Annotated in this window: 19 protein-coding genes and 2 pseudogenes; 3 read left to right on the top strand and 18 right to left on the bottom strand. The window is 60.7% G+C overall.

The features are described 5' to 3' along the window. Position 1: 1 nt before the first annotated feature. The 14 genes from AC6IW9_RS08180 to AC6IW9_RS08115 all read right to left on the bottom strand — a co-directional run bounded on the left by AC6IW9_RS08180 (position 2) and on the right by AC6IW9_RS08115 (position 14,225). On the bottom strand, positions 2–1,144 hold the full coding sequence (locus AC6IW9_RS08180; RefSeq protein WP_497771211.1) for an acyltransferase family protein: 1,143 nt from the start codon (positions 1,142–1,144) through the stop codon (positions 2–4). Positions 1,145–1,431: 287 nt separating this feature from the next. Next, positions 1,432–2,610 carry a glycosyltransferase family 4 protein gene (locus tag AC6IW9_RS08175; RefSeq protein WP_497771208.1) on the bottom strand — a complete coding sequence of 393 codons (1,179 nt, stop codon included), beginning with the start codon at positions 2,608–2,610 and terminating at the stop codon, positions 1,432–1,434. 16 nt (positions 2,611–2,626) lie between these two features. Beyond that, entirely contained in the window at positions 2,627–3,445 is an 819-nt protein-coding gene (locus AC6IW9_RS08170; RefSeq protein WP_497771205.1) for a hypothetical protein, read from the bottom strand. A gap of 467 nt (positions 3,446–3,912) precedes the next feature. Beyond that, positions 3,913–4,734: a glycosyltransferase family 2 protein gene (locus AC6IW9_RS08165; protein ID WP_497771203.1), complete on the bottom strand. Its 822-nt coding sequence runs from the start codon at positions 4,732–4,734 to the stop codon at positions 3,913–3,915. Continuing rightward, positions 4,731–5,678, bottom strand: coding sequence for a glycosyltransferase family 2 protein (locus AC6IW9_RS08160; protein ID WP_497771200.1), 948 nt, complete (start codon positions 5,676–5,678; stop codon positions 4,731–4,733). Before AC6IW9_RS08160 ends, AC6IW9_RS08165 begins: the two co-directional genes overlap by 4 nt. Next, the gene (locus AC6IW9_RS08155; RefSeq protein WP_497771198.1) at positions 5,675–6,472 is read right to left on the bottom strand and encodes a glycosyltransferase family 2 protein; all 798 of its coding nucleotides are present in this window, start codon (positions 6,470–6,472) and stop codon (positions 5,675–5,677) included. The genes AC6IW9_RS08160 and AC6IW9_RS08155 overlap by 4 nt, the downstream gene beginning before the upstream one ends. Positions 6,473–6,482: 10 nt before the next feature. Further along, entirely contained in the window at positions 6,483–7,301 is an 819-nt protein-coding gene (locus AC6IW9_RS08150) for a class I SAM-dependent methyltransferase (protein WP_497771195.1), read from the bottom strand. Continuing rightward, a complete protein-coding gene (locus AC6IW9_RS08145; RefSeq protein WP_497771192.1) occupies positions 7,298–8,047 on the bottom strand; it encodes a class I SAM-dependent methyltransferase in 750 nt (249 codons plus the stop codon). The genes AC6IW9_RS08150 and AC6IW9_RS08145 overlap by 4 nt, the downstream gene beginning before the upstream one ends. A 170-nt stretch (positions 8,048–8,217) precedes the next feature. Then, on the bottom strand, positions 8,218–9,486 hold the full coding sequence (locus AC6IW9_RS08140; RefSeq protein WP_497771190.1) for a glycosyltransferase family 4 protein: 1,269 nt from the start codon (positions 9,484–9,486) through the stop codon (positions 8,218–8,220). Next, positions 9,486–10,979, bottom strand: coding sequence for an oligosaccharide flippase family protein (locus AC6IW9_RS08135; protein ID WP_497771187.1), 1,494 nt, complete (start codon positions 10,977–10,979; stop codon positions 9,486–9,488). The genes AC6IW9_RS08140 and AC6IW9_RS08135 overlap by 1 nt, the downstream gene beginning before the upstream one ends. Beyond that, the gene (locus AC6IW9_RS08130) at positions 10,976–11,779 is read right to left on the bottom strand and encodes a WecB/TagA/CpsF family glycosyltransferase (protein WP_497771184.1); all 804 of its coding nucleotides are present in this window, start codon (positions 11,777–11,779) and stop codon (positions 10,976–10,978) included. Before AC6IW9_RS08130 ends, AC6IW9_RS08135 begins: the two co-directional genes overlap by 4 nt. Before the next feature lie 180 nt (positions 11,780–11,959). After that, positions 11,960–13,252, bottom strand: coding sequence for an O-antigen ligase family protein (locus AC6IW9_RS08125; RefSeq protein WP_497771181.1), 1,293 nt, complete (start codon positions 13,250–13,252; stop codon positions 11,960–11,962). 138 nt (positions 13,253–13,390) lie between these two features. Beyond that, entirely contained in the window at positions 13,391–13,897 is a 507-nt protein-coding gene (locus AC6IW9_RS08120; protein ID WP_497771178.1) for a hypothetical protein, read from the bottom strand. A gap of 58 nt (positions 13,898–13,955) precedes the next feature. Then, positions 13,956–14,225, bottom strand: a complete 270-nt coding sequence (locus AC6IW9_RS08115; protein ID WP_497771175.1) for a hypothetical protein — start codon at positions 14,223–14,225, stop codon at positions 13,956–13,958. Positions 14,226–14,282: 57 nt separating this feature from the next. Between AC6IW9_RS08115 and AC6IW9_RS08110 the strand changes: the two genes are divergently transcribed. Beyond that, positions 14,283–14,552 (top strand): hypothetical protein, encoded by a 270-nt coding sequence (locus AC6IW9_RS08110; RefSeq protein WP_497771172.1) that lies wholly within the window; start codon positions 14,283–14,285, stop codon positions 14,550–14,552. Positions 14,553–15,193: 641 nt separating this feature from the next. Here AC6IW9_RS08110 and AC6IW9_RS08105 read toward each other — a convergent pair. The 4 genes from AC6IW9_RS08105 to AC6IW9_RS08090 form a co-directional block, all read right to left on the bottom strand. Further along, on the bottom strand, positions 15,194–15,895 hold the full coding sequence (locus AC6IW9_RS08105) for a hypothetical protein (protein WP_497771169.1): 702 nt from the start codon (positions 15,893–15,895) through the stop codon (positions 15,194–15,196). After that, positions 15,888–18,227 carry a GumC family protein gene (locus tag AC6IW9_RS08100; protein WP_497771166.1) on the bottom strand — a complete coding sequence of 780 codons (2,340 nt, stop codon included), beginning with the start codon at positions 18,225–18,227 and terminating at the stop codon, positions 15,888–15,890. The genes AC6IW9_RS08105 and AC6IW9_RS08100 overlap by 8 nt, the downstream gene beginning before the upstream one ends. A 42-nt stretch (positions 18,228–18,269) precedes the next feature. Beyond that, positions 18,270–18,956 (bottom strand): polysaccharide biosynthesis/export family protein, encoded by a 687-nt coding sequence (locus AC6IW9_RS08095; RefSeq protein WP_497771163.1) that lies wholly within the window; start codon positions 18,954–18,956, stop codon positions 18,270–18,272. 158 nt (positions 18,957–19,114) lie between these two features. Continuing rightward, the gene (locus AC6IW9_RS08090) at positions 19,115–20,455 is read right to left on the bottom strand and encodes an exopolysaccharide biosynthesis polyprenyl glycosylphosphotransferase (RefSeq protein ID WP_497772472.1); all 1,341 of its coding nucleotides are present in this window, start codon (positions 20,453–20,455) and stop codon (positions 19,115–19,117) included. Between the two features lie 1,204 nt (positions 20,456–21,659). Between AC6IW9_RS08090 and AC6IW9_RS08085 the strand changes: the two are divergent. Both AC6IW9_RS08085 and AC6IW9_RS08080 read left to right on the top strand, forming a co-directional pair. Next, positions 21,660–21,896: pseudogene (locus AC6IW9_RS08085) on the top strand (IS630 family transposase); the annotation flags it as partial. A gap of 16 nt (positions 21,897–21,912) precedes the next feature. Continuing rightward, positions 21,913–22,267: pseudogene (locus AC6IW9_RS08080) on the top strand (IS6 family transposase); the annotation flags it as partial. Positions 22,268–22,398 lie beyond the last annotated feature (131 nt).

Here is a 22,398-nt window from a genome sequence, read left to right as displayed (position 1 = left end):
TTCAGGTCGGCGCGAGTCCCTTCGAACGCGCCTCGGCATCCGCCCGATCGCGGATGGAGCCGGCGGCTTTGCGGCCTGCCCCCTTCAGCCGCCGGCGCAACAGCTCGACACGTTCGCTGACGACCCTTTCCAAGACGTAGCTTACGCATATAGTAGCGGCTATCACAACAAAAGCTTCGATCAGCTTCGAGTGTTCTCCATCATACATTCGCTTCGATATTTCACCGACAGGGAAAATAAGCATATAATGAGAAATATAGATGGGATAGGAAAGGTTGCCGACACGAACATCAAATTTATTGTTCGACTGAAAGATAAACAACGCCGGCAAACTCAAGATGAACAAAAATACCAATATGAATGTATTTATTGCCGTATATGGAATCATAAAAAATATGACACAATATATGAAGATCGCAGCCGTTGCGGAATTAGAAACAATGCCCAGTACGGGAAGCTTCAGTTTCGTATACAATGGCATCAATATCTGGTGAGAAAGCGCTCCCAGGAGGAACAATGCCAATTCACTCGGAAAGAATCTATATGACCAAGGGTCAGACAAACCAAATCCGATTGCTATCAAATAAATCCTGACGCAAATAGATAGTAATAGTAGAACGACAATCGTCTTTCTGCGCGCAATGATAAACGGAACAATCAGGTAAAAAGTCAATTCGACTCCCAATGTCCAAGCCTGTGGCACGAGCAGGCCCTTCCAAACAGCGATCTCACTGTCCCGGTGACTAGAGACGAATTGAAAAATTCCGTCGTGAACTCCTGTGAACATGATCCAGTCTTGTCCGACAAGACAAATATTGGACAGCACGAGGGACATGACGCCAAAGGCATTAATATCACGATAGACCTGAAAAAACGCCACGTCTTTCGTCAGAAAATAATCAGCGGTCCACATGAGCAACGTCAATATTCCGACTATCCAGTACAAAGGAAACAGCCGCAGAGCCCGGTTCAAATAGAAATCGGATATTGTTCTATAGCTATTTAATTCCGTTAATACGTAGGACATCAGGAAGCCTGATATAATATAGAATAATTGAACAGCCAGGCGGCCGCCGACGAATACGTACCCATACGTATGGGCAAATACGACGGACAAGGCGAGAAGGGTTCGAATCGCGCCCATTTTGTTCATCCTCTCGAGCAGATTTTCGGCGAGGCCGGCGCCCGGCTCGAGCGCTCGGCCGTCGAAAGACCCGAGCGATCAGCGCAGAAGCGGTGCGGAATTCGCGGTGGAGAGACCCGCGACACTCGTCTTCGACGCGTTTCGCGCGGGCGGCGGGCTCTCTGCGCCGAGAGGTTCTTCGCATTCTCGAAAAGCGCCGCGGATGACCGAGGGGCGATTACGGCGACGTCGGATTGCAGCGACAGGAACCGCCGCGCCGGAGCGGCGTGCAACCGCGCCCGCGCGAATCATCCGAGATCGACGCGGTTCGACGCCTCCGCCAAAGAGTCCCGATAGATCCCTTCCAGCATCGCCAAATTACGCTTCGGCGTGTAGAGACGCTCATATGTCTCGCGCGCCTTCGCGCCCATGACGGCGAGGTGCGCCGGATTGGCGAAAGCCCGACCGGCGACGGCCGTGAGATCGACGGCGTCGCCGGATTTGAAAAGGACGCCTGTCTCGCCGTCTTCCACCAGTTCCGCCATCGCGCCGAGCCGAGAAGCGACGACCGGAAGACCGCAGGCGAAGGCTTCGACGATCGTCATGCCGAATGTCTCGTAGCAGAGCGACGGCATGACCAGCGCCCCCGCATTGGTCATCAGCCTGCGTACGTCTTCTGGCGAGCGTCGTCCAAGAAAGCGCACATGCGAGGACGCCATGGCTTCGAGCCGACCGCGCTCTGGCCCGTCGCCGACGACGAGAAGCGGAACGAGAGGCAGGCGCTTCCACGCTTCGATCAAGACATCGACGCCTTTTTCCTGCGACAAACGGCCGACGAATATCGCGCCCTCCCGACGCACCCCGAGCGCCAGCCCGGGATCGGAGACGAAATTCGGCTTGATCGCGATGCGCTCGGCCATCAGCCCGCCCGCCACGAATTTCTCTCTGGCGAATTCGGTGAGCGCGATGAAGCGATGGACATTGCGCCGCCACATGTCTCTTCGACGCGCGCACCTCTGCATTCGCGCCACGGCGAGCGAGCCCAGGACCGAACCGCGATAGCAGCGGTTGGCGACGCTCCAGAGATTATTCCCTCCGAGGCATTTTTCGCATGTGGCGCCCTCGCGCATGAGCAGCGCTCCGGCGCAGAGCAGACGATAATTGTGCAACGTCTGCACAACGGCGACGCCGCGCTCGGCCGCCGCCTCGTGAACGGCGGGCGTAAGCAGCGGAAAGAAATTATGAACATGCACGACATCGGGCGCATGACGCGCGATCAGCGCCCGCATCCAATCCTTTCGCGCTGGATCATAGGGCGCAGCCAGCGCCGTTCGCGCCTTTGCGGCGAAGCCGGCGATAGAGTGGTTCGTCACGCTCGCTATGCGTACATGATGCCCGCCGTCGCGCAATAGCTCCGCCTCGGCGGCGACGACGGCGTCCTCCCCGCCCGCTTCCTGATAAGAATTGTGAACGAGAACGATGCGCATGCGCGATGGAACGGCCTCACGCGCCGCATGCCGGCGACGGAGCGCGTCTACGCGCGGTCGCCGGCTGTGCTAGACTCGCATCACGGCGCAAGGCCAAGACCAGTCCGGCGGCGAAGCCCGCGCCCACATGATAGGCTGGGCTCTCTAGCCCAGGATTTGAAAAAAACAGGAGGAAGAGAATGAAATAAGCGAAGCAGGAGACCCGCTCCAAGCGAATGTCGTCGATCGAGCGGGGAAAGAGATAACCGAAAAATACGACGAGAAAAGTAAGCCCGCCGAGAATTCCCAGTCTGAAGAATGTCGCAACGAAACTGTTGTGGGTGCTGATGTAGATCCAGCCTTGATCGACTTCCCAAGGCGCAATTCCGGACGAAAAGGCCTCGGCGCCGAGCATCGAGATCGGCGTCACCGCTTCTGTACCGAAGCCGATTCCCACGCCGAGATTATCTCGAAGCGCAGAGAGCGCGTCCGAGGCGAAATTGATCCGAACCGTCCATGTCGGGTCGATTTCCATCAATACATCTCTAAATCCGAAGCCGAGGGTCCACAGGAGAAGAAAAGCAGTGACCGCCGCCATGAGCGACAGCCGAGGCCAAGGAGTGAAAATCAAGCCGAAAAACGCGAGCGCGGCGAAAGTGTTCTGCGCAAAGGGCGTGAATATCGCCATGAACGGAGTCAGCGCCGCGGCGATCAGCCGAGCGCGTCTCGCATGGCGCAGCATCACTAGCAGCCCCAGGCCGAGATAGCCCATCATCGTGGAATTGGACAGCGAGCTGAAAAATCCTCCCAATGCATTTTCCAAATCGAGATCGCCTTTGAACACCGCGATCAGCATCGGCGACAGAAACCCGGTGATCGACAGCAGCCACAAGCGCCGGACCATATCGTCAGCGGCGAGAAGATCGATCCAGAACACGCGGCCCGCGGCGACGGAAAAATAGAAGCCGACGACGAACGCCGCCTGCTGAGGAATGGCGCTACGATCGTACATCATCGTCCACGCGGCGGGAAACATCCTCACATAGGAGCCGAGCGTGTAGAAGACTCCTATGGCGCAGAATATCAGAAAGGACGAATCGGAGATCCAGGCGCCCCGCGCGATGACGCAGCCGATGCAGACAAACAAAATCGCGACATACAAGGCGCCGCCCATATCGCGAATGAGCGGCGAGAGGCTGAAGAAAATCAGCATCACGAGGAAAAACACGTCTCCGTGCGGCCTTGTCCCGCGCGCCCGCCGCCAACTTCCCATCAGCGCGCTCGCGATCGACGTCCGGAGAGCGCCGAGAGGACGAACAGCGGTCATGGAGCTTCGATCGAGGCGCGAGCTGCAACCGACTCGGGAAACGGCGCCCAATAGGCGCCGAGGCGCAATCGTTTGGCGATGCGCCGCAATCGATGCCAAGCGCCCTTCGTCAAGAGCTCGACGCCCTTCACGGGCCGGCCTAGAAAGGCGGCGCACGCCTGTCGATCCTCGATCGCGCTCTGTCGACGGAGCCGCCTCGTCTTTTGCTCCGGATAAGTACGCATGGCCGCCAGATATTCCGGCAAATGGCCGATGCGTGCGCCGGCGCGCACGAATTTGAGCCAGAGGTCGCGGTCCATCGCGCAGACCAGGGACGTATCGATCCCGGCGCAGCGGGTCCACAAGCTGCGCCGCCAGAATGTCGCCGGCTGAGGGATGTAATTATAGGCCCATAGAAAGATCTCCTCGTCGAAGTCGATTTCCCGCTGCGCCCGCAAATGCCGCCCCTCCACGTCGATCCAGCACATGTCGCCATAGACGAAGTCGATGTCTGGATGGTCCTCGAAATAGCGTTGCGCCTTCCGCAGGGCGCCAGGCAGATAGAGATCGTCGCTGCAGAGCCAAGCCATGATCTCGCCGCGGCTTTGCGCGAAGCCCTTGTTCAGCGCGTCCGACTGGCCACCGTCTTTCTCCGAAACCCAATGATGAATATGCGCGCTTCGCGCCTCGATGAGCGCGCGGCTCTCATCGGCCGATCCCCCGTCCATGACGATGATCTCCATATCCACGCCGTCGCGCTGTTGCGCGATGATGCTGTCGAGACAGGCGCCGATATGGGCGGCCCCGTTGAAATTGGGGACGACGACGGAAAATTTCATGCATCGATCCTCTGCAAATCCCACAGTCGCGCTTCGATCAGAAAAGCATAGCAGGCGAGCAGGCCGGCGAGGACGACGCCCCTGACCCCGTCGCGCCAGCCGGCGCGCAAGATCAGGCGGCCGAAAAACACTTTTGGCGGCCGCAGCAGCAAGCGGGCCAATGAAAATCTCTCGCCCCCTCGCTGCCTCGTCGATGCTTCGACGCCCGAATAGCCCAGCAGGGTTCGCCGCACGAACTGCTCCACGCTGTCGTAATCGAGATGCAGCGTCGAAAATTCCTCTCGCGCCGGAAGAGTCAGCACCTTGCCGGAAACGCCAGTCTGCGTGTGAAGCACCGCAGACCAGCTTCGATCCCAGGCGTCGGCGCGAAAGAATCGCATCTGATCGGCGCGAAACCAGCCGCCGCCCCACGCCACATCGCCGAACATCACATTGCGGCGCGCGAACCGCACGCCGGCATACTCGTTGTCTTCGGCGACTTTGCTCAACGCGACCGCCAAAGTCGGCGTCATCCGCTCGTCCGCATCGATGCGCAAGAGCCATGCGCCCTTTGCCGCCTCGAACCCGATCTTGTCCAGGACGTCGATATAGCCGTCGCGGCTCTCCGCCTCGATCACGCGTGCGCCACTCGCGATCGCGAGCGCACGCGTGGAATCGACGCTCCGATCGTCGACGACGATGATCTCGTCCGGGAAGCCCGCGAGCGAAGCGATGCAATCGACGATATTGCGCTCCTCGTTCTTAGTCTTGATCACGGCGGAGATTTTAATGCTCGTCTCATTTCGAGGCGTCGCCACATCCACGTCCTCCGACAAGGACCCAGTGCTCTGACGAGCAATTCCATTTCGATCCTGCCGAACTATTTGGGCGATGATGCGGCCGAGACCGGCGCCGATATCGACGGCGCCAATAAAAAAGAAGACGACGGCGATGAACGGCTTCATCGATCTCTCCTTTGTAAATCCCACAACATCGCCTCGATCAGAAAAGCGTAGCAGGCGAGCAGCCCCGCCAGGATCACGCCCCTGACGCCGTCGCGCCAACCCGCACGAACGACAAGGCGGCCGAGAAATACTTTCGGAGGCCGCAACAGCAGACGCGCCAATGAAAATCTCTCGCCCGCCCGCTGCTTCGTCGACGCTTCGACGCAAGCGTAGCCGAGCAGGGTTCGCCGCACGAACTGCTCCACGCTGTCGTAATCGAGATGAAGCGTCGAAAATTCTCGGCGCGCTGGAAGGGTCAGCACCTTGCCGGAAACGTCCGTCTGCGTATGCGGCGCCGCCGACCAGCTCCGATCCCAGGCGTCCGACCGAAAGAACCGCAACTGATCGGCGCGGAACCAGCCGCCGCCCCACGCCACATCGCCGAACATCACATTGCGCCGAGCGAACCGCACACCGGCAAATTCGTCGTCTTCCGCGATTTTTCTCAAAGCGGCCGCGAGCGTAGGCGTCATGCGCTCGTCGGCGTCGAGTCGCAGCAGCCATTTTCCTTTTGCGGCCTCGAAGCCGATCTTGTCCAAAACGTTGATATAGCCGTCCCGGCTTTGCGCCTCGAGCACGCGGGCGCCTTTCGCGATCGCGAGCGAACGCGTGGCGTCGTCGCTCTGGTCGTCGACGACGATGATCTCATCCGGAAAATCCGCCAGCGAGCCGATGCAATCGACGATATTTCGCTCTTCGTTCTTCGCCTTGATGACTGCCGAAATTTTTATGGACCCGTCGCCTGGAGTGGACATGATATGCGCCTCATTCGCCGGGGACGCCCTGGTCGACAGCTTCGCATGACGCCTCGAACAATGCGTCGAGCGCCCCGACGTCGATCGGCTCGAAGGCGAAACGATTGTCACGTTTCATGATTTCCCGGCAATGATCCAAGAAAGAGCGAGCGCCCATATACCAGTCGTGAAAATCGATCGGGATTTGCTCCCGCCAGACGAAGGACAGCTCCTGCTTCGAGCTGGGGAGCGGACGCAGATTCGCTCGATCCAAATCAGGACCGAGCAGCCATCCTGATTGTCTGATGTTCGAGAAGGACAGCAAGCGTCGCGCGATCGTGACCGGATTCGCCGCATACAACAATCGACCGTGCAGCAGAAATCGATTCGTCGCCACCGATTTGGGAATAGCGGTAATTCCTCGGCTCGAATTGAAATCGAAGATCCAGCGATGATGAAAATTCCCCAGCCACAACACATCTTCGATCGGAGACAATTCGCGCCATTTCGTGGGCGTCGCAATGAAGCCGGCTCTCGAGATCCGCTCCAGTCCGCGAATGGCGGTCAACGGATCACGAATGTCCTCGAGAACATGCGTGCATATCGAAAAATCGAACGCCTTCTCCGGAATATGTCGCCAAGTGCTCTCCTGACAAATGTCTCCCGTATAGGTCGTCTTCTTCGTCTCGAATGTCACGACGTCGAGATAGGCGTCGACCACCTCGTCGCACCAAGGGCTCGCCGCGCCGCCGACGTCGATGATTCGGAAGTCGGGCCGCTCGGCCTTGACGCGCTTCAGAAAGGACAAAATATCCGCCCGGCTATTATGATATGAGCTAGCCAAGATCATTTTGTCACCTCGCTGCGGGGCGGCTTGCGAAAAATACCGATGAGCTCCGTGCCCCCGATCCTCGACAAGGCGGGAGCCAGCATCGCGTCCACGGCCTCGACGATCCGCGACGCCGTGCGCACGGTCGAATGGGGCGATTTATGGGCCGGCGTGTCTCGCGACCCCCGGCCCGGCGTGCGCCGGAACCGCCCACGGAAAAAGAACGCGGTTATTTCCCTCGTCTGCCCCGCTCCGCCGAAGGAAAAGGTTCGAATAGGCTCGAACCCGGCCTCCTGACACAGCGTTCGCAAGCTGTTCTCGTCCCAATGGGTGAGATGAAAAGGCGGAATGAAGCTATATTGATGCAAGCCGCAGACGCGCGTCGAGATCGAGCTGGTGTTCGGAACGAAGATAGACAAGACGCCCCCGGGCCGGATGGCCCGCCATGCGTCTCGAACGAGCTGGCGGGGCTCGACGACATGCTCCAGCACATGGCTCATCCAAACCATGTCGCACGACTCTCGTTCCGATGTGGCAGAGGTGAACGCCTCGGCGATGACTGCGAGGTCTTGCTCGCGACAAAACGCGACCCGCGATTCGTCGATCTCGTACCCTGTCGCCTGGAGACCCTTTCTCTTGGCGTATCGCAGAAAATTTCCGGCGCCGCATCCGATGTCCAAGACCTTCGCCGAAGACGGAATGACGTTCTTGAAATACGTATCGAACAGCCACTCGTATTTTTCCTGCAGCCCGTCTTCCTGCTCCATATAATATGAAAAAGTTTGCCCCGAATATATCGAGTCCGTCTCGCGCGGCGGATTATGCACGAACAATAATCCGCATTGCAGGCAGCGCGCATACCCATAATGATCGAAGACGCCATAACGCGAATGAACATCTGCGCCGCAACATGGGCAGGTCCTACGGCTCATCGTCATCATGATCCTCCATACATCTTCCGATACGCCCTCCATCCGAACCGATACGCCCATGTCGACAAGGCGAGCGGCGAAAACGACCGACGCGGGGGGACGAGAAACGCCTCGTCGTAGCTTTCGAGATAGGCCGCGAGCTCCTTCTTGCTCGGCGCCGGCCAGTCCCCATCCGAGCCATCCGCGAAGAGATGCTGCTCGAGGTTGGCTTCGATGACTCGCGGGTCTAGCGCGCCCATCCGACTCTCGCGCCGCGCCGATATGCCGATCTCGCGCGCCGTCTCCGGGCGGCTCGCCAGCTTGCGCAGCACCTCGATGAGACGAATCGGATCATTGGCGAAGAAGCCCGTCACGCCGTCACGGATCAGCTCTCTCGGGGCGTTGCAGCAGTTCGCTTCGGGCGTTTCGTTGCAAACGACCGGGATGCCGCAGCGCATCGCTTCCAGATTGGCCATGCCGAAGCTTTCGCCCATGCTGGAAATGTGCACGAAAGCGTCCATCATGCACAGCGTCTCCATGACTTCGCGCGGATCGGGCGTGACGGGAAGATTCACATAGCGCGCGCCGAGTCGCCATTTCATTATGCGAGCGATCGACTCCGGATAGCGCCGCGTCACGATCCACAGATTGGGAATGCTGCGCAGCAGCGCGCCCGCGGCGCCGAGCAGCGTGGCGTCGATCCTCTTGGGATCCGGGCGGCAAACGTCGCCGATGACGAAGGCGTCCTGCGGCACGCCATATCGTTCGCGCGCCGCCCGTCCGAGGCGCGAGACTTCGTCCGCCTCGGGAGCGATCAATACGGGATTGTAGAGGACGCAGTTGCGCTCCAGAAATTCGTCGATCGGCGGCGCGCCGAGCGCTCGCCAGCTACGCCAGAGACAATGCATCGATGTGAAGCAGATTTTCCTTATGTGTCGGGCAGCCGCCCCGGTGTCGCGATAGCCGAAGATATTGCACTCCACGATGCGATGAAATCCTTTCTCCGCGAGCATGGCGAGCAGGCCGTTCCATTCCGGCGTCTCGAATCCGCTGCGATGAATGACGATTCCGGTCTGTTCGGCGTCCTGACGATCGAAAAAGACGGATCGCTCCTCTTCGGTCTTCAGTAGCAGGCATTCTGCGCCGCGGTTGCGGAGATCGCGCAGATAGGCCTCATCGCCTCTGAACGCGATGAACGTCGAATCGCGGCTTCGCCGCGCCAGCATGTGATTTTCGATCACCCGCGACGATCCGCCGAGCGTCGCCGATTCCGTGACATGCAGGATACGCCGCATCAGATTCTTTTACCTTCTACCGGACTTCGTCCATCGACCACTGCTGGATCGTCGATGCCATGCGCTCCGTCGACGGAGCTCGAACGCGCCGCGGATGTTTCCGCATGGGAGGAAAAACATCCGAAGATCGACACATCCAATCCGGTCATGCGACGTGCGTAGCGCCACAAGGCGGTATACAGCCATAGGGAGACAGCGGCAGCGACGAGCGCGACACCTTCGACGCCCATGCCGGGAACGAGCAGGAAATCGAGGATCGCGCCGCCGAGCAGCGCTCGAAGCATTAGGCCGGCGGCGATCTGCTGATGTCCCGACATCAGCAAGATCGTCGCGCCGGCAGGCATCGCAGTGGCGAACCATGTGCCCGCGAGCATGATGCGCAAAGCCGTGGCCGAGGAAATGAGCTCCTTCGACATCGCATGCAGGATGGGCTCGGACGCCAGGAAGAAGACCAAGGCGAGCACGGTGGAAAACAGGAAGGAGGCTCGCGCCGTGATGGTGACGAGGCGTTGCAGCTCCGAGATTCTGCGCTGGGCATGGTATCGAGCGATCGTCGGCTGAATGACGAAATTGGTCGCCATCATCGCGAAGCTCAGCAGGCCGACGAGCCTTTGCGCCGGCTGGAATTGGCCCAAGGCATCCGTTCCCGCCAGCACCCCCAGCAGGAAGCCGCCGATGGAGCTGTGCCACATGGCGATGGTCGAGCTGAGCATGAAGGGCATGGCTTTGCGTCGCCATTCGATCAGGCTCGGCCGAACGCCGTCGGCTCGCGGTTCGGCGAGGTCGAAAAGAGGCATGAGCTTGGAAAGCGCGACCAGTCCCGCCGCGAGACTGACGCTCATCGCCCCCATTCTCGAAAGCAGCGCAATTCGGTGATCGATCTCCGGCCATGGCCCGATCCAAATGACGCCGATTGCGAAGAGCGTGAGAACAGTCGCCAGGAGCTCGTCGAAAACGAGCGCCGCCAGCCGCCGGCCGAATGCGAGAAGAGCAGAGCAGATCAGCTTCTGCGCCGCCGCGAGTGGAAGACATGTGAAAGCCAGGACCACGGCCGTGACCGGAACGCTCTCCCCGGAGAGAGAGATCAATTTCGACAACGCGCCTCCGGCAAACGCGATCAGCAAGGACGCCGAGATGGAGATCGCCAAGACGGAGCGGATATAGCGCGCCGCGTCCGCGACACGGCCGTCGGCGAGAAATCCGCTGATTTTTTGGACCAGATAGCCGTCATAGCCCAGCATCGCCGGAAATGTCGTCAGGCTCAGTATGGCGATGGAGAAGGAGTAGACGCCGAAGTCCGATTTGCCCAGCATTCGCAGCAAGACGACCATCAGCAGGAAATTGACGCCTGTCAGGGCCACGCGAATTGCGAAGCCGCCCGCCGAATCGAACAGCGCCGCCCGGATCAGTCCTTCGCGCCGCCCGACGCGCGCGACGCCCAATGCGAGCGAGCGGCCGTTTTCCTCCAGCAGATTCCTCACTGCGGCGATCATGCCCGATGTTCTCCTAGGCTTTCCAAAGCCACGAGCCAAAGGAATTTCGGCGCGCTGATCAAATAGCGGCGCCAGAGGCGCCGAGGCTCGCTGAGCAGTCGATGCACGCATTCGAGGCCGCTGCGCTGCATCCACAATGGCGCACGTTTCAGCCGGCCAGAATGAAAGTCGAACGCCGCGCCGACGGCGAAAAAGACGCCGCGGCCGACATAGGGCGCGGCCTTCATGATGAAATAGTCCTGCTTGGGACTCGAAATTCCGATCCAGACGAAATCGGCGCCACTCTCCCGAATGACGTCCAGCTCCGCGCGAATGTCGTCGGACAATTGAAAATCCGGACCGACCTCGCGCATGGGCGGGCTGAAACTTCCGGCGATCTCGAGCCCCGGATAGCTCCGCGCAAGATTGGCCGCGACCTTTTCGGCGACGCCCGCGCGGCCGCCGTAGAAATAGTGACGAAGGCCGAGCGCCACGCTTTGTCGGCATACCTCCGACAGCAGGTCCGGTCCCGCGACCCTTTGCACGTCATGGCCGCGCAGCCTTCCCGTCCAGACGAGCGGCATGCCATCCGGCGTCACCAAATCCGCTTCGTGATGAAGCGCGCGCAACCGCGGTTCCTCGACGGCGGCCATCAGACTGGCCACGTCGCGCACGAAGACGGTTCTCGCACGTGCTTCGGACGCCCAGGCCATGACGGCAGCCACCAATCGCTCCATCGTCAAAATGCTTACGGGAATCCCCAGAACGAGGAAGCGAGCGACCGGCTCCTCCGAAGACGTGACCGACGTCGCGCCATTCATGCATCGTCTCCGAGCGCACGCACGCCCCGAGCGGCTCTTCGACGCCATGTGGAACCTGTCGTTGAAGACATAGATGCCCGAAGAGTCCATTTGCTCGCGCACGACGCCTCAGCGACGCCGTCGCCGATGTCCGAGTGTCACGCAATTTCGCCGTATCACCGGGTCGAGGCGGCAAAGCCGTCATCGGACGACGTCGAACGACCGCCTGCCCATGTCTCGCCGTGAATGTCCGAGAGTTCCACGCGAATCTCGACGGCCCCGCCCTGCATGGCTGCCCGCGTCGCTGGGCCCGGCGCCCGGAATTGCGCACAGGATCGCGCAGCAGAACGAAAACACGGCGGCGACCGCCGACGTGCGCAAGGGGTAATCCCAAAGCGAATGAATGAACAAAAGCGCTGTGACGAAAAGCGCCGCCAATCGCTCCTTGGTCTCGGCCGGATCATCTCGCAAGATGCAGCGACGCGCGCAGAACGTCGCGGAAGTGATCGCGCCGACGATGAGGATCGCTCCCACGACGCCGGTCTCGATCAAGAGCTCGAGAACATCGTTGTGAGCGTGATTGACCACCGCGGGGATGATCCTGCCGGAACTTTCGAACAAGGGATATGCTCGATCGAAGGCGCCGAGGCCGGATCCGAACGGAAAAAACGCCTCGGCGGCCGAAAGAGACACTCGGAAGACGGGCCAACGCGCGTCGGCCGCTATTTTTTCATCGCCGAGCCGAGCGAGAATGCCGAACAGCCCGAACGACGTCGCAAGCGCGCTCGCCGCCGCCAGAAGAACGCCCGCGACCATATAGTGGGTCGTTCGCAGCCGCTTCAGCGTTCCGATGCGTCCATGCGCGAGCAAGGCGAAAGCGCCGATCGTCGAAACCACGCCGATCAGCAGCGCGGAGCGCGACGCAGTCATCATGAGCCCGAGCCAGGCCGTCAGCATATATCCGAACAAGATCGCGACGCGAGATCCTCGCCCGTCCCATAGAAAGCGCTCCAAAGCGACGGTCGCCATCGGAATCGTCGCGTAGAGGAAGGCCGCCGTGTGATTTCGATTGGCGAAGAACCCCACGCCGACGTCTCGAGAGGTCACCGTAAAAAATCGTAAGGCGCTTCCCGGCCCCTGCACGATCTGCATCATCTCGAGGAGCGCCGTCGCAACGCCGAACGTCAGGACGAGCAATGCGAGTCGCAGCCGTTCATGACGTTCGCACATCCGCACGCCGAGAAAAATCGCGACGGGCGGCAGCAGAGCGAACGCCGTTCTCGTCGTCGCCCATGGGCTGATCGAGAGGCTCGACCAGGGAAGCTCTAATCCCGCGCTGCGATATGTATCGATGATCGGCGCCCGGCCCGGCAGCGCCGTCCAAACGGCCGGCGGAAGCGGGATCAGCTGAAGCGCAGGAACAGCAACCACGATCGCGCAGGCGAGGAGCGCCCTGTCGCCGATCCTTCCACGCGACGAGTATTCGAGGATCACATATCCGAGAAGCGGGAGACAGGCGAGCTGAACGAAATCATCCGATGCGACGCCCTTTTGCGTCGCTCCTCCTAACAGGAGCGATGCAGCGATAGCGAGGCCGCACGATAGTTCGAGCGCTCTCACGCCCAATTCGCGTCAGGGGCTCAGCAGAGGCGGAAACGTATAATTCGGGCCATTGCCGCTCGTGTTGGAGATTCCGACGCCGAGCCCGGCGCCGGTCACGGCCACGACCCCGCCCAGTATGAGAAGCTCCTGCGTATCGATGCCCCCTTGCGCCTGTCCGACCGCCGACGGACTCGCCGACACGCGAGCGACACAGACAGAGGCGTCCGTCTCGTGGATCGTCACCATCACGCCGTCGCTCACCTCCGATAGGACAGCGCCTCCGATCACCACCTGCGCGAACCCGTCTCGCGCGATAATGTGATCGCCCGCCGCCAATCGCATACCTTCGGACGCTTGCGAGAACGAACCGCCGCGCGAAAGCAGCACCGTTCCTTTCACACCTTTCAATCGGGCTGGGCCCGATGCGCAGACTTTGTTCGATTTCTTGGTTTCGACCCGCGCGATCCTCTCTTCGGCGACGGCAGAGTCGAACGTCAACAAGTTCAGCGCGGCGATCGTGGCCAGAGCTTTCTTCATGGAAAAGACCCCCTCAAGTAGGAGAGTTTAGGAACAGGCGTTTTGCAACGCGTCAGCACTACAGCCGATCGACCGCAGTGTCGAGCCTCGTAATATCCAGATCCCTGTAACGCGCTTCGCCGCTGACGTCCCTCTCCATTGCGGAGCGCGCCGGAATTTCGAGCACGAGCCATTGGGCCGGGCAGTCGGACGGATCGATCACGAATTTCTCGTGGAACGGGGTCCATGGCCTCGTTCCGACGAGCAGATCGGTCGCCGCCAGCGTCGCTCTCGTTTCGTTGCAATAGATCCGCCAACGCAATCCCCGTTCATTTTCGATATTGTCCAATTTCGCGGATCCCGAGAGAAGATAGGTCCCCGGCGGAAGCGCCAACAGATGGATCACATGCGCGAACGCCACTCGCGCACCGAAAAACTGGACTCTGAGAACACGCTCTCTAGCGCTCGAAACGACCTCGATCTTGGCTCCGCGAGCGGGAACGAAACGCCAATCGAACGGAAGATCCGACACCGGATGCTCGAAGCGGCCATTGTACAAATAACCGAGATTCGCCAGCCTGCTCTGCGGCAGCTGTCCGAGCCAAGAGAAATAAGCCTCGTCTATCCGCCCATCCCGTACGAGTCGTTCGAGAAAGGGCCGCATCTCATCCGTTGAAGGAGGGGCGCCGGATACGCGCAATTGCTGAAAGAGCCTCACGAGGACATCCGATCGATCGAGAGCTGCGCACAAGTATGCGAGAATCTCGGCGCGCCAGGGAGGCTGCGCAGCCAGCAAGCGTCCGAGTTCGACCTCCGCTCCCGCATTCGTTCGGATTAGGGCTTTCACGGATCGGTAGACAGCAATTCCGAGTTGTGGACGCCCCCGCAGCAAGATATCGGCTTCTCTGAAAGCCTTGCCGAAATCCCCGGCCTCCGCCGACCGCGAGAACATTTCTCCGTGCGCGATCTGATCGAGCGCCGAATGCTGCGCCGCAGTCGAAAAGACGTCCGCCGCGCGAGCCATGCGCCCGAGGCGCGCGAGCGCCGTCCCATATAAGGAAAGCGCTTCGAACGCTAAGGGATCGACCGACAGGAGACGCGCCGCAGGCTTTACCGCAGCGTTCTCTCCGCCGGATTTTCCCAGCTGCATTCGCACGAGCACCGAAAGCGCGCGGGGATCATTCGCGTCCCAGAACAGCGCGGCTCGTGGTTCGTCGACGAGGACGTCCGCGGCCGCGTGGCGCAGGATGGGCCAACCGAGCAGCAACGAGACGAAGACCGCGGCGAGTCGAGCGAGAAGACTCGGGTCCAGGCCCCTCACCATCCTTTTTTCGCTTCGCGAGAGTTCCCGATCGTTTTGGCGGAGTCTTCCTCGATCGCCGGCGCGCTGTCGGTCGGCTGCTTCACGATCGAAGATTCCGCTTGCGTCGTTCCCCAATCATCCCATCTCGGCAGGCCGAATAGGACGAACATCACCAGCAGCGCCGCCGCTACGGCGATCCACCGCGCCGGCCGCGCGGAGCGTCGACGTCGGACTGGAACCCGCATGCGATGCGGACGGTGCGGCAAGCCGATCATCCGATTTTCGGTTCTGCCGTGGACGCTGTCTTCGGCCGTTGCGCCGCCGCGATCGATTTCCCGCCACGCCGCGAGCGCCCTCGGCGCATAAGCGGTCTGCCATTCCAGTCCCGAGCGATCCGGATGCAGCCACATGAGCAGCCATTTGAGATGCGTTCGCGCCTCCTCCCGGGAAGCGTCTTCGCGGATGCCGAGAGCGCGGCGGCTATCCGCGCCGGGATATAACAATATTTGCAGGACATAGAGCTCGGCAGCGGATTTCACGAATCGCCTCTGCCTGCGGGAGCTCGCCACGGCCCTGTCGAGAGCCTCTTCGCACCCCGCTGCGATGCGGATCACCTCGAGAACGTCGTCCGACAAAGGCATCCGACGTAATTGCGCCGCCAGCTGCGGCGTCGCCGCGAGATCCAGCGCTTGCGCCAGCGCATTACCGCTACGCAAGTCGATGATCCCTCGCAGAGGAGACCTGCTCCTTCTCGTCCTCCGCGGCGTCGTGCGACAATTTTCCATAACCATAATAGTTCGAGCTATAAGCGTCGTAGCCATATCCACAGCCATAGCCGTAGCCGTAGGAATGACCGACCTTCGTCGCATCGAAGTTGTTCATCACCGCGCCGATGAGCCGCGTCCTCGAGAGGCATAGGCGCTTCATCGCCGTCCGAACGACGCGCCGACGCGTGCGATTCGAGCCGATGACGAGCATCGCTCCATCCACCAGATTGCCGATCAACGGCGCGTCGGCCAGACCGACGACCGGCGGACCGTCGATGACGACGATGTCGAAATTCTCCCTGGCCGTCGCCAGGAGCGCCCCCATGCGCGGCCCAGCGAGAAGCTCGGCGGGATTCGGCGGCACGGGGCCCGTCAGAAGAACAGTCGCTCCGTTCAAGCAATTCTGGATAGCGACTTCCTCGGCCTCGGCGGATCCGACCAACACATTGGACAGCCCGGCGCTATTGTCGATTCCGAGGATCTTGTGCACCGACGGTTTGCGCAAGTCGCCGTCGATCAGCAGGACGCGCATGCCCAATTGGGCGAAGTTGCTCGCCACACACACGGATGTCGTCGATTTTCCTTCGTCGGCCTGAGCGCTGGTGACGAGCAATGTTCTCGGCGCTCCCGATTCCGTCGAGAATTGGAGCGAGGTGGACAAACTGCGGAAGGCTTCGGCGGCTCCCGAGAACGGCGCATCGACCACCATCCGCGCCAGCGCGCCGGTCTCGCTCGCTTTTTCCCACATGGGGATGACTCCGAGGACGGCGAGGCCGAGAACTTCCTCGATTTCTTCCGGCACTTTGAACGTGTCGTCGAGATATTCGCCCACGATGATGGCGCTGGCGGATGTCAAGAGACCGAGCGTGAGCGCGAGGCCGAGATTGAGCAGCAATTTCGGACTGGAAGGGCTCTTCGGCAGCTCGGCCTTGTCGATGATCGAAACATTGTTCGTTCCAATCGCGCTAGTGATGCCGACTTCCTTGTATTGCTGCAAGAGCCCTTCATAGAGCGACCTGTTGGTGTCGACCTCTCTTTGAAGAATGTTGTACTGAATGCTTCGGCCACGGAGATCGAGGACGTCCGCCTTCAGCTTCTCGATCTGCTGGCCGAACGAAATCTCCTGATCTCGGGCCGCCTCGTAGCGCGCTTTGATTGCCTGCTTTATGAGAGACACCTGAGCGGCGATCTGGCGATCGTATTCCGCAATCTGTGCTCGAAGCTGGCGCATTTCGGGAAAATCCGGCTTCATGACTCCGAGCTTGTCCTGGAACTCGGCCATCAGCTGCGCGCGCCGCTCCCGCGCCGATTGGATGTTGCGATCCTCCAGCACTTGCGGCAACCCGATGCTGTTCCCCCCCTGCGCCTGCAGCCATAGCCGCTCGCTCTTGATTCTCTCCGCGGTCGCTGCGGCCAGTGAGTCATTGAGCGACTTCAGATTTGCGCCGGCGGTCGAAATCTTGTCGTCGACATTCACTATCCCTTCCTTCTGCGCATAATCGACGACCTGCCTCTCGGAGTCCTCGAGCTTCAGCTTGACCTGTTGAAGCTTCTCCTGGAGAAACTCTCTCGCATAGGCGGAAGCTCCGTAGCGGCGATCCAATGTCATCGCCACGAAATTCTGGCCGATCGCGGAACTCACCGCCTGCGCGACGGCAGGGTCGCGAGAGCTGAATCCGACCTTCACGATGCGCGACATCGCGATCGGCTGGATCGTCAATCCGTTCATCACCGTTTCGACGGCGTGCTCGCGCAGCTTCTCGTAATCCGCGGCATCGTCCTTTCGCGAAAAAAATCTCCCGAACACCCGGAAAATCGACCAGCTCTCGCCCTCCGAGAAGCCTTTCCTGTCCGCCAGCGAAAGGGACGAAACGACTCGCTCGGCGAGCGCTCTGCTCTTCAGCAGCTCATATTGGGTAGCGTAAAATTGCGGATCGGAATGATTTTCGACGACCGTGTCCTGTATGCGCAGCACCTTGGCCGCTTCCCGATCGATTTGTATCGTCGTTGTCGCCGTGTAGAATCTCGGCATGAGAAACGTCACCACGAAGCCGGCGACCAGGAATCCAGAGCATATGGTTGCGATCTGCCTCTTGTACTTCAAGATCACATCGTAGAGTTTCAAGAACGGAGGGGCCTCGATGTCGTCCGGCAGGCTCCCGAAGCCGTCGTCGCGAAAGCCGGGAAGCGCGGAAGCCGCCGCCGCGACGCCCCGCTCGGCCGACGTCTGCTCGAGGATGACGGCGGGCACATCCCCGCCAAATCTCCGCTCTCGATTCATTCGGTCAGTTCTCCTCAAGCGGACGAACGATCTCAGACGCCGTCACCATGGCCTCGCTCCGATACTCATCATCGTGGGAACCGTGCTCTTCAAAATCTGCAGCCCCGTGCGCGCCGCCGATTCCTCGACGACGATCGTATCGCCGCCGTAGACCAACGGATCTTCCGTTCGTCCCTCGCGAATTGCGGAAACGTCGTATTTCGCGGCGAGCCGCCTCTGGCCGGACACTCTGATCAAGGACACGGTGTAGTCACCGACGTCATTGATGCCTTCCGCCATCGCCAGCGCTTGCAGCAGGCTCGTCTTCCCTCTCAGCTGGTAGATTCCGGGCTTCCTGACCGCTCCCTCGACGGTCACGCGAAACCCCACGGACTCTTTGACGAGCACGCTCACTTGCGGCGATCGAAGAAATCGCCCGCCCAGCCTATTGGCGAGCTCCGTCTCGAACTCGCTCAATGTCCGCCCGCCGGCCGTCACCGCGCCGATCAACGGATAGGAAACGCGGCCCGAGCCGTCCACCTGCACCGTCCTGCTCAGGCTCGGGAACCCGAAGACGTCGATCTGCAACAAGTCCTGCGCGGAAATACGATATTCGGCGCTCGTGAAGTCCGAGTCCGGCTTCAGGCTGTCCGGCTCCGGCAGCGCGGACGATTCGATCGAGTGCGTAGGCGTCGAATCGAGGCCGACCTCGGTCGTCGAGCAGCCGACCAGGAAAATCGAGCACACCATCGCGGGCCACGCGAGCAGCGAGCTCCTCGGAAAATGCCCCCATCTCATCGGCAAACCTTCAGTGAGAGCCACACAGTGAAATCCTTGGCGAGAAGTCGGCGGCGGCGACGCTGCGACGGAATATCCGCGTCGGCCGGTGCGTTGGGGGCTGACCAGCGTCAATAGGCGTTGCGCTCCGTTAGTATCGACATCGCGGTTCGGACGATGATCTGCACATCGAGCCAAATGCTGGCGTTGGTGGCGTACCAGATGTCGGCGTCAATTCGCTTCGCCATGAGCTCCGGCGAAGGAGTCTCGCCGCGCAGCCCCGCGGCTTGAGCCCAGCCGGTTATGCCCGGCTTCACATGCTGGCGAATGTCGTAGTTCTCGATGATCTTAGTGAATTCCTCGTCGAGGGCGACGGGATGCGGCCTCGGTCCGACCAGCGACATTTCGCCTTTGATGACATTGATCAGCTGCGGCAGCTCGTCGAGGCTCGTTCGTCGCAGCAGACGTCCGACCTCGGTGACGCGCACGTCGTTGCGTCGCGCTTGCCGGACATTCGACCCGTTCTCGGTGACATACATCGTCCGAAATTTCAGTATGTCGAAAGGACGCCCGCCTAGCCCCAGTCTCGCCTGGCGGAACAGAATCGGACCCGGGCTGTCGAGCTTTACCGCGATCGCGACGACGACGAAGACAGGCAGAAGCCCGATCAGGAAGACCACTGCGCCGACCAGATCGATCATCCGTTTTACGGCGCGCTCCATTTGCGACAGAGGCTCTCTCTGGACCTCGACGGTCACATGCTCTCCGAGCTCGCTGATCTGCCGGCCTCTCAGCACTCTGGAGACCGATTCGTCGGGTACGAAGAACAAGGAACGCGGGATGAGGCTGAGGCCGGTCTTGAGGCTCTTCAAGCGGTCGGCCGGAACGCCGGATGCGCAGAGAAACATCTCCCCGGCTTTCATGGTCTTCGCGCAGGATGCGACACGGTCCAGCGCGCGCCGACGCTCTTTGTCCCAACGCTCGGGCGGTCCGGAGACGTCGACCGTCACGGCGATGGGCGAATCGTAGCCGGCGTCGCGGAGAGTTCGAACGACTGCGGGCAGCGAGGCGTTGCGCATATCGGCGATGACGAGGGCGCTGCGCCGACGAACGGCGGCTCTGCGCGTCATTTGGACGAGAGTCGGAGCGAGAAGCCCTCTCACCGAGACCACCGCCACGAGGCCCGTCGCGAAGAAGGTCAGTATCGTCCCTCTCGAGAGAAGGTGGCCGGCCTTCAATACGAAGATGATCAGCAGCAGCATCGCGCAGGCGGCGAACCATGACGACAACGCCCCGTGAACGCGTGTCTCGAATTTCGAGATGGCGCGCGGATTTCCCGCGCCGAGCACGTTGCTCGCGCCCCAATTGAGCAGACCGGCCGTCGTTCCGATGGCGAGAAACTCGGAGACGCTGTCCGGCGGTCCGAGCGCGAGAATTCCATAGACCGCTCCACTGAAGGCGCTTGCGACCATCAATGCGAGGAACTCCCCCGAGGAAACGATCCAGGATCGCGATTCTGCATTGGTTATGACTGGTTCGCGCTCGGCCCGTCGCAAGAGAGGCGAGGCCCGCGACGCGGTCATATCCTCGGAAAGGGCCGAGTCCTGCTCGCCTCGGGTCAATGCGTTTCGTCGCGGGTCGATCGCATGGAAATTCATGAAAGCACTTCCCCTGAAACGGCACCGTACATCGCCTCGATCGAAAGTCTGCGGCGGCAAGGCCGACGATGCCATCCACCGGCCACGCGAACAAGGATACCGAACCCTTAAGGGGCCGCCGCGGCGCGTGGTGGAGACGCGCGAGCATCATCGACGACCGATGACGAGGCTTTCGCCTACACGAGCGCCAACGCCTGTAACGCTCGGCGTCGACGCATGGGTCGAGAAGAATGCGCGAAGCCTGTCGGCGATGATCATGAGCAGCTTGCGGGCGTCATGGTCCAAGAGCGCGTGTCGGCTTCGTTGACGAGCGTGCGACCACGCTACCGCACGGCCGGTGAGTGGACACTCGACCTCGCTGCAGCTCAGACGCGCGCATGCGTCGACTGCACATAGCGTGGTCGACACCGTGATATCTATCCGGTGAGTTTCGTAGGCTGCGCGTCATCCACGCATGCGTTTCACATCACGCTCGCGCGCCGGCTCTGACGCCCTGCCCGCTCGACAAGGTGAATCGGCGGTCCAAGGCGCCGCGGCCCAATGCGCTGCGGCCGTCGGATTTCAGTTTGCCGCAACGAGCGGCGTACGAGATGAGGGTAGGTCCCTCGCCATCGGCTTGTAGGAGCAGGTGGAAACCACTGTGCGCAGCGCGGGTCAAGAGCCTGGGGCGTGAGCGTCTCGGAAAAGACGCCAGGAGGCGTCAGGTGTGGAACAGGAAGGCGAATACAAGTGAACTGACAACCATCGGGCTCTCGGCGAACACGAGGCTCGATTGGCGGGGACCCCTCCTTCTCAATCCATCCCTTATCCTTCACTCCCCCGGTTTTCACCGGCTTCCTCGCTACTATGGTAGGGATCCGACTTCTGCACAAGCATCGATCGGTCGTCGCTCACCTCCTGCCAGCCTACCGTTCGAAACGGACCCATGCAGACCTCCCAGGGTGAGAGCATCGAATGTCCCGCCGCCGCTTTGAACCGCCCCAGCGTCGGTTGGATTTCGGGCGTCGCGTTCGTAGCACGCTTCGAATGGCATTACACGCCAAAGCATGGAAGCTGGCTCGACATGGCCGAATCCGAACTCGCGGCCCTCGCGACCCAATGTCTCGATCGCCGCATCCCCGACAAGGAGACACTGACCCGCGAGGTCGCCGCTTGGCAGGAAAACCGCAACAGACGTCACGTCAAGGCCGACTGGCAATTCACGACCAGCGACGCTCGCTGCAAGCTGAAATTCCTATACCCGCAGTTCCAGTGACTCGGGCCACTAGAAATATTTCTATCGGGCGGTCGATAAGGCGGGCGCGACGGTCGAATTCCTGTTGACGGCAAAGAGAAATTGCAAAGCCGCATCACGTTTCTTGCGCAAGGCGATCGGGCAGCATGGCGTGCCGGAGAAGATCACGATCGATAAGAGCACGCCAAAACGGCGGCAATCGAAAGCTACAAATACCGAGCATGAAGCGGACATCGATATCCGCTGCATCAAATATCTCAACAATATCGTCGAACAGGATCATCGAGCAGTGAAGCGAGTGACGCGACCAATGCTCGGTTTCAAATCATTTCCACCGGCAGCGGCGACACTTTCTGGGATCGAACTCAATGCATATGATCCGAAAGGGACAGTCGCGGGCGAGGGAAAGTGGCCCGCGTACAGGCTACGACGGCGCAAACGCAAATGTGGATCGAGATTCCATATGGCGGTCGACACGCTGGGCCGTCTGCTGCACGCCGGCGAATGTGGACGACCCGCGCCG

The organism is Methylosinus sp. shoA (assembly GCF_059718125.1).
Note: the sequence above shows the minus strand (reverse complement) of the source record. Positions and strands in the feature narration are given on the sequence as shown.